The 7,073-nt window shown below is 35.7% G+C and carries 9 protein-coding genes; 6 read left to right on the top strand and 3 right to left on the bottom strand.

All coding sequences use genetic code 11. The features are described 5' to 3' along the window. The 3 genes from ACTHJT_RS07200 to ACTHJT_RS07210 all read right to left on the bottom strand — a co-directional run. The coding region (locus ACTHJT_RS07200; protein WP_440237325.1) for an alpha-amylase family glycosyl hydrolase at nucleotides 1-1,438 on the bottom strand (1,438 nt) is incomplete at its 3' end. 25 nt (nucleotides 1,439-1,463) lie between these two features. Beyond that, complete coding sequence (locus tag ACTHJT_RS07205) at nucleotides 1,464-2,408, bottom strand: NAD-dependent epimerase/dehydratase family protein (RefSeq protein ID WP_440237326.1); 945 nt, start codon at nucleotides 2,406-2,408, stop codon at nucleotides 1,464-1,466. A gap of 18 nt (nucleotides 2,409-2,426) precedes the next feature. Next, a complete protein-coding gene (locus ACTHJT_RS07210) occupies nucleotides 2,427-3,083 on the bottom strand; it encodes a phosphoadenylyl-sulfate reductase (protein ID WP_440237327.1) in 657 nt (218 codons plus the stop codon). 225 nt (nucleotides 3,084-3,308) lie between these two features. Between ACTHJT_RS07210 and ACTHJT_RS07215 the strand changes: the two genes are divergently transcribed. From ACTHJT_RS07215 to ACTHJT_RS07240, 6 genes are all read left to right on the top strand, one after another. Continuing rightward, on the top strand, nucleotides 3,309-3,716 hold the full coding sequence (locus ACTHJT_RS07215; protein WP_440237328.1) for a 6-pyruvoyl trahydropterin synthase family protein: 408 nt from the start codon (nucleotides 3,309-3,311) through the stop codon (nucleotides 3,714-3,716). Next, a complete protein-coding gene (folE, locus tag ACTHJT_RS07220) occupies nucleotides 3,679-4,365 on the top strand; it encodes a GTP cyclohydrolase I FolE (RefSeq protein WP_440237329.1) in 687 nt (228 codons plus the stop codon). Before ACTHJT_RS07215 ends, folE begins: the two co-directional genes overlap by 38 nt. Nucleotides 4,366-4,374: 9 nt before the next feature. After that, complete coding sequence (locus tag ACTHJT_RS07225; protein WP_440237330.1) at nucleotides 4,375-4,827, top strand: MarR family winged helix-turn-helix transcriptional regulator; 453 nt, start codon at nucleotides 4,375-4,377, stop codon at nucleotides 4,825-4,827. Between the two features lie 86 nt (nucleotides 4,828-4,913). Further along, on the top strand, nucleotides 4,914-5,453 hold the full coding sequence (locus ACTHJT_RS07230) for an RNA polymerase sigma factor (protein WP_440237331.1): 540 nt from the start codon (nucleotides 4,914-4,916) through the stop codon (nucleotides 5,451-5,453). A 9-nt stretch (nucleotides 5,454-5,462) separates the two neighbouring features. Beyond that, a complete protein-coding gene (locus ACTHJT_RS07235) occupies nucleotides 5,463-6,371 on the top strand; it encodes a hypothetical protein (RefSeq protein WP_440237332.1) in 909 nt (302 codons plus the stop codon). Nucleotides 6,372-6,450: 79 nt separating this feature from the next. Next, on the top strand, nucleotides 6,451-7,073 hold a 623-nt coding region (locus ACTHJT_RS07240; RefSeq protein WP_440237333.1), incomplete at its 3' end, for a cell division protein FtsX.

Raw genomic sequence — 7,073 nt, forward strand, 5'->3', positions numbered from 1 at the left:
TAGTACGGGATATTAAAGGACTTAGTTTAATACAAACCAACTCCTCTGTTGCGGTTAAATTATAAACCAGATACTTTTCAGATGTTAAATTACTAATTTGCAATGCAATAGAATTGTTTCCTGTTTCAGGTTCCTTGACACATGCATGTACTTTTCCGGTAAACATTTGCCATTTTTTTCTGAATTCCGAAAAAAGCATGATTGTCTTCACATACGAAGAATCGGCATTTAATAAATCTTCATTTCCAAACGGGTTGAAAAGACACTCGCGGATAGCACCATCGTTTATTCCCTTTCCCCGCAATCCCTGTTCTGTTCCATAATAAATACACGGCACTCCCGGCATTAATAAAAATACCCGCAGCAGATTTATAAATGCCCGTTCATCTTGAGTTCTATTAGCGATACGCTGTTTAGGCATCTGTCCGATCTGGTCATGATTATCCAAAAATCTTATAGGCATTGCCAATAAAGAAGGTTCATAATAAACAGGGTTCATTATCTTACGGCTATCCAGCAGTGCTTCGACCACATTAAAATGAAAATCAAAATCCAGATAGCCATCAATCTTTGAATAAACCTGAATTAAAGATTGTGTACCTACAATTTCTGCAAAAACAAAAAAGTCATGTTTACCCAATGAAGATGTAAACAGTTTAATCCGGTCTATAAATTGATCCAGCCACCAGGGACGGATATGTTTTGCCGTATCTATGCGGAAGCCGTCGCAATCAGTCAGAGCAAACCAATATGAGTACACAGCAACCATTAATTCCAGATTCTTCAGTCCGGTTTCTGTATCATCCTGGATGAGGTCCTTCAGTTCAAATATATCTCCATCCCAGGTTTCAGGGGCATCTTCCCAATTTATAATCCTGCCCTTCCGGCTATACCTGTTAAAATCCCTTAGTTCTATTGGTAAAGGCAAATCCCTGTATCGCCAGGATTTGACTACATAGTTTTTATCATGGCTATATACAGGATCTTTGCAGATATAAGACCAGTTATTACCAGTGTGATTTAATACAACATCGAAAAATACTTTAATATGATACTGGTGAGCTATTGATACAAATTCAATAAGATCTTCCTTCGTGCCGAATGCCTGGTCAACTTCTAAAAAATTTTCAATGGCATATCCGTGGTAACTTTCGGGATTATTTTGCAGGAATGGATTGATCCAAATAGAGGTAAATCCCATCCCTGCAATGTATTTCAAGTTTGAAATAATTCCCCTGATGGTACCACCACATCTGGCTTTTAGTTCTTCCTGATTGCCAAAACCATTTTCAGAAAAAATTGTATCTCTTGTTTTACCATCATGAAACCGATCAATAAGAAGAAAATACATCATTTCTTCCCCGACTGGTCTTGATGAGTTCCAGTAAGACCTGCCGGCAGATATGTTTTTTAAATCTATTTCTGAAACTGATTTCATAAAAAGCCCTTACGGGCTTTATTTCTTAAGCGGTAACTTTTGACGCCTGGAAAGTGAAACGATCTCTGAATGCTGCAAGTTCGGCACTGAAATCGGTTTGCTTTAATGGTATGTATTTGAGAAGCCGCGTTTCCGGATTGATTTTTTGCTCTCTCAATTCAAGATGTTGGTTTATAAAGATAAACTCCAGAGACGGATATAAATCTTTTACTTCATCAATCAGATCATAAATCTCAAGATTGCGTTCTGTCAGGTTATATACATCAGAAGGGACTTCTTTGGTCAATAATGCCTCAAGTGTGTCTACTGCTTTTTCTACATGTATGAATGACCTGCTCTGGCGGCCGTTACCATGAATAGAAATTCTGTTTTTATAATGAGATTCAAACATGAATTTATTGATCACGGCATCAAATCTCATAGAAGATGAATAACCATATACATTACCCAGGCGAATAATGATTGCATTCATTTTAGAACCCAAACGCGTTACATGCTCTTCTCCGCGCATTTTGGAAATACCGTATATCGTCTTCGGATTTGCAATTGAATTCTCATCAATCAACTCTTTTCCTGAACCATAAACAGAGCAGCTGCTTACATAGATAAACTTCTTAACTGTTTTTATTTCTTCAACAGCATATACAAGTTCTGCAGTACCCCAGTGATTCACCTGCTCAAACAAATGACTGTCTACATTGGCGAATGGTGTGGAGACACGCGCTGCAAGGTGGTAAACAACATCAATACCAGACAATATCTTTTTAATTTTGCGGGTATCTAATAAATCACCAAACTCAAATTTTATTTTATCCTGAGAAATATGCTGTGCAGAATTTATAAATAAGTTATAATTCTCACGAGACAAATTATCGTAAACGACAATACTTGTTACTTGGGGATTTTTTGCAAGCTTAACCACCAACTCTGTACCAACATATCCGGCACCACCTGTAACTAAAACATTCATATAATACCTACCTAATTTTTATTTATTTACAAGATCCGTATTTAAACCACATTCAGTTTTATTTAAACCAAACCACCGGCCTTGTCTGTTGTATGTTTCCAGGTCGAATTTACGTGTACAAGGTTCACAGCCTATACTCAAATAACCTTTTGCTTCCAGTGGATGTCTGGGGATCTTATATTCTTTTATGTATTTTTCAATCATACGCACATCCCAATCCAACATTGGGTGAAAGCGCATTGTATTGTGCGGAGCCGGTTGTTCAACATTGAAACTTTTTCGAACAGCACTCTGATCTGCTCTTACACCATTGATCCAGATATCATATTCCGGTAAAACTGCGTCCAGCGGCTGTACCTTATTCAGGTAGCAGCAATAATCAGGATCAGATGTAAAGAGTAATCTCCCTTCCGAATCCTTTTGCATGTTCCGGGGAGTTGAAGATGACACCGTCTTCAGATTCAGTTTGAATAAATCCGCAATCTGATCCCGGTAGGTAATTGTTTCAGGAAAATGATATCCTGTGTTAATAAAATACACAGGAATAGAATTATCAAATTCGCTCAGAATATGCAATAAAACGATACTATGCGTTTGAAAAGAAGAAGACGTAAACAACTTCAAGCCTTTTCCTTGATATTCTTTAAGTTTCGAATATATTTCTTCCTTAACCATTTCAAACAAAATTTAATTCTGTAAAATTAATCCAATGCTACCTAATAACAAAATTTACAAATAAATAAGTTCCATTTATAAAATATTATTTTGAAAAGAATCTAAATTCAACGCCATAAACTAAAAAACGTCAAAATGACGATTATAAATTCTGCCAAACTAAAGGAATCAATGCAATGAAATTGTAGTTTTGTTAATTGAATGAATACGTTAAATTGAATATCATTGAAGACGGCTATATATAGAAAAGAACATTTCAATGCAGCGCATCGTTTGTTCAATCCTTCCTGGAGCGACGAAAAAAATAATGCAACCTTTGGAAAGTGCAACAATCCCAGTTTTCACGGTCATAATTATGAATTGATTGTTAAACTGGTTGGTGATGTAAATCCTGAAACCGGTTATGTTTTTGACACCAAAATATTAAGTGATATGATCAAAAAGCATATTCTTGCCCGCTATGATCATAAAAACCTGAATCTGGATTGTGAAGAATTTAAAACGACGAACCCAACAGCAGAAAATATAGCCAAACAGATTTACAACACACTGAGATCGTTGATTGATTCAACACTGGATCTAAAAGTGATATTATATGAAACAGAACGAAACTTCGTTGAATACCCCGCATAAACCAGAACTAATGGACGAGTTAGGTGAAGATCACGTTTCTACATCAGCAGAGACGCCGCTTAGAGCAGATGCATTTGAAAAAGATGATGCACTAAAAATTGAATTAATACAAAAGCACTTTAAAGAAATCATGCTGATTTTAGGGCTTGATTTAACAGATGACAGCTTAAAGGGAACGCCTAACAGGGTTGCCAAAATGTATGTAAAAGAAGTGTTCAGTGGTTTAAATCCTTCAAACAAGCCTAGTATACGCCTGTTTGAAAATAAATATAAGTACAATGAAATGCTTGTTGAAAAAGACATTACCTTGTATTCATATTGTGAACATCACTTTGTCCCTATTATCGGCAAAGCGCATGTTGCTTATATATCCAACGGCAAAGTAATCGGTTTATCAAAAATCAACCGCCTTGTACAACATTATTCCAAAAGACCACAGGTTCAGGAACGCTTAACCGTACAAATTGCCGAAGCACTTAAAGAAGCCCTGCAAACACAGGATGTTGCTGTAGTAATCGATGCGGCACATTTGTGTGTGTCTTCCCGCGGTGTTAAAGATACAACCAGTTCAACCGTTACTGCTCATTATTCAGGAAAGTTTATAGATGAGCCAACCAAAAATGAATTTTTGTCTTTCATCAAAAAATAACTTTTTAACATGAGACTAGAAGAAGAAATTAAACAGATTAAACCGTTCAAAAACGATTACAGTAAAGCAATCGTAAACCTGATATATACATACAATTGGGTGGAAGCCTCTTCAAAGTCTTTTTTTAAGGAGTTTGATATTACTTCTCAACAATTCAACATATTACGCATACTTCAGGGACAATACCCTGTACCGGCAACTATCAATCTACTGAGAGATAGAATGCTAGACAAAATGTGTGATGCTTCGAGATTAGTGGAAAGACTTAGACTCAAAGGATTGCTGGAAAGAAACAAAGCTTCGTCTGATAAAAGAGCTGTAGATATTCTTATTACAAAAAAAGGAATATCATTACTTGCTGAAATTGAGTTGAAAATGCCTGTTTTTGAGGCAAAATTCAAAAGTTTGAATGAAGACGAAGTGAAAGTTTTAAACAATTTATTAGATAAATTCAGAGGATAATCAACCAACTTATCCACAAAACAATATTTCCTGATAAAAGAGTAAACTATTTGGGTTACTAATTTGCCTGCATAAGTATATAAATCATGAATGACCAAGAGATTTTAGTCCGACTAAAACAAGGAGACGAAAATACCCTGGACTTACTCTATAAAACCCATTATCGAATGATGATCAAATTGATTGTCAAAAATAATGGCACTGAAGAGGAGGCCAAGGATATTTATCAGGAGTCATTGATTGTACTTTGGCAAAAGGCTAAAGATGATAACTTCGTACTAACCTCAAAAATAAGTACTTACCTCTACAGTATTTGTTTAAACCTCTGGAGAAAAGAGCTTGAGCGCAAAAAGCGTTTCTCTTATGAAGTAAAAGAAGGTGCTGATGTTATGGAGATGGATCGTGATGAACGTATCAAAATCATAAATCAATGTATTCAACGATTGGGAGACACTTGCAGAGAGGTGTTAACCTATTATTATTTTGACCGTTTATCTATGGTAGAAATAGCCGAAAAGATGGGCTTTGCTAACGCAGATACATCCAAGACAAAAAAATACAAGTGCAAAAAAGAATTAGATCAATTAGTTAAATCATTATATAAAGAAAGCGACTTTCTTGATTAAATTATGAATATGTCAGAAGAAACCATTGATTCTTTCCTGCGAGGAGATTTAGCAGGCTCAGAACTGGAGAATTTTAATCAGGCTCTCCGCTCTGACCCTAAACTTCAGCAAGAAGTTTCATTACAGCGCGATATAGTTGACTCAATCAAACAGTATCGTCATTCTCAGTTAAAAAACAGATTGAATTCTATTGAAGTAGCTTCAGTTTCAACAAGTAATTACTTCTCTGCATACATTAAACTGGCTGCATCCATTGGTGCTGTAGCATTGTTAATTGGATCTTATGCAGTTCTGACTAATAAAAAGACTCAAGACACAGCATCAATAACTTCAACGGGACAAATTTCTTCTGCACAAACAGCTCAAGAGCAAACTTCACCCGACAAAACGGTTGCTGCGAACGCAGAACTGGAATCTGTTAATAACAATGCATCAACAGCTCCTGCTGTATCTAAGGGCACTACAACTGCCTCTGTTGTAAATAAAGCAGATTCAAAAACTACTAAAAATGTAGATTTGACACAGACAAATGAATCTGCAACTCAAGAAACAGTATTTTCTGAGGAAATGTCGGGCGAAGATGAATCATTTGCTTCCGGTTCAGAAAATATGACAATACCGGGCTCAAATCATGAGGTACATTCAAATACTTCAACTTCAGTTGTTAAAGTAAATATCGTTAAAGAGAAAAATATTCTTGCTTACAGATTCTTCAACAATGAATTATATCTGCATGGAAATTTCTCAAACAGCCCGTATGAATTGTTTGAACTAAACAATAAACCATCCAAGCAATTGTTCTTATACTTTGAAAATAACTATTATGAACTTGTTCAGGGTAAAACAAAAGTAACAACCCTGGTTCCGATCACAGATAAAGCCACATTATTACAGTTAGCGCAACTCAGAGAACATTAATACAACAAGTTCCTAGAAATCAAATTGGATTGGTCAGATTTACTCAGTAAATTTGACCAATTCGTTTTTATAGCATTCCGTGGCAGAGACAACTCACAAAAAAAGAAAAAAAGTATTAGGCAGCTTTCCTTATACAACGGTTATTTTCAGCATTACCTTATCCTTAACTGTAATTGGTTTGTTTGGACTGATCCTGATCAATGCCCAATCCATTAAAACAATTATTCATAATCAGGTTGGCGAAGTGCAGATTTATATGCACAACCACATTTCCGATTCTCTCGCGACAGAATTCAAAACCAACCTTTTCGCTAAAGACTATATTGCCAAAGACGCTTCCGGACAACCCTATATTACCTTCATATCGACCGAACAGGCTAAAGAAGAATATATTAAACAAACCGGACAGGATTTTACAAAGATCATCGAAGAAAACCCGCTTCGTGCTTCATATACCATTCATATAACGGATAAATATACTGACACCTCTTCAATGAATTATATTGTAAAAGAATTGAATACAGACCCTGCAGTATATGAAGTGATTTATGAGGAAGCTTTACTAAAAAAAGTAACTAAAAATCTTCGTAATGCCGGAATAGTATTAGCAGGTTTTGCTTTATTATTAACCATTGTTACATTTTTCTTAATCAACAACACGATAAAACTAGCATTATATTCACAGCGGTTTCTGATCCGCAG

This window comes from Cytophaga sp. (assembly GCF_051961495.1).
Lineage (GTDB): Bacteria > Bacteroidota > Bacteroidia > Cytophagales > Cytophagaceae > Cytophaga.

Excerpts from the sequence above, each read along its gene's own strand:
- ACTHJT_RS07210 (WP_440237327.1), bottom strand. The coding sequence starts at position 3,083 with ATGGTTAAGGAAGAAATATATTCGAAACTTAAAGAATATCAAGGAAAA.
- ACTHJT_RS07225 (WP_440237330.1), top strand. The coding sequence starts at position 4,375 with ATGAGACTAGAAGAAGAAATTAAACAGATTAAACCGTTCAAAAACGAT.
- ACTHJT_RS07230 (WP_440237331.1), top strand. The coding sequence starts at position 4,914 with ATGAATGACCAAGAGATTTTAGTCCGACTAAAACAAGGAGACGAAAAT.
- folE (WP_440237329.1), top strand. The coding sequence starts at position 3,679 with ATGAAACAGAACGAAACTTCGTTGAATACCCCGCATAAACCAGAACTA.
- ACTHJT_RS07235 (WP_440237332.1), top strand. The coding sequence starts at position 5,463 with ATGTCAGAAGAAACCATTGATTCTTTCCTGCGAGGAGATTTAGCAGGC.
- ACTHJT_RS07205 (WP_440237326.1), bottom strand. The coding sequence starts at position 2,408 with ATGAATGTTTTAGTTACAGGTGGTGCCGGATATGTTGGTACAGAGTTG.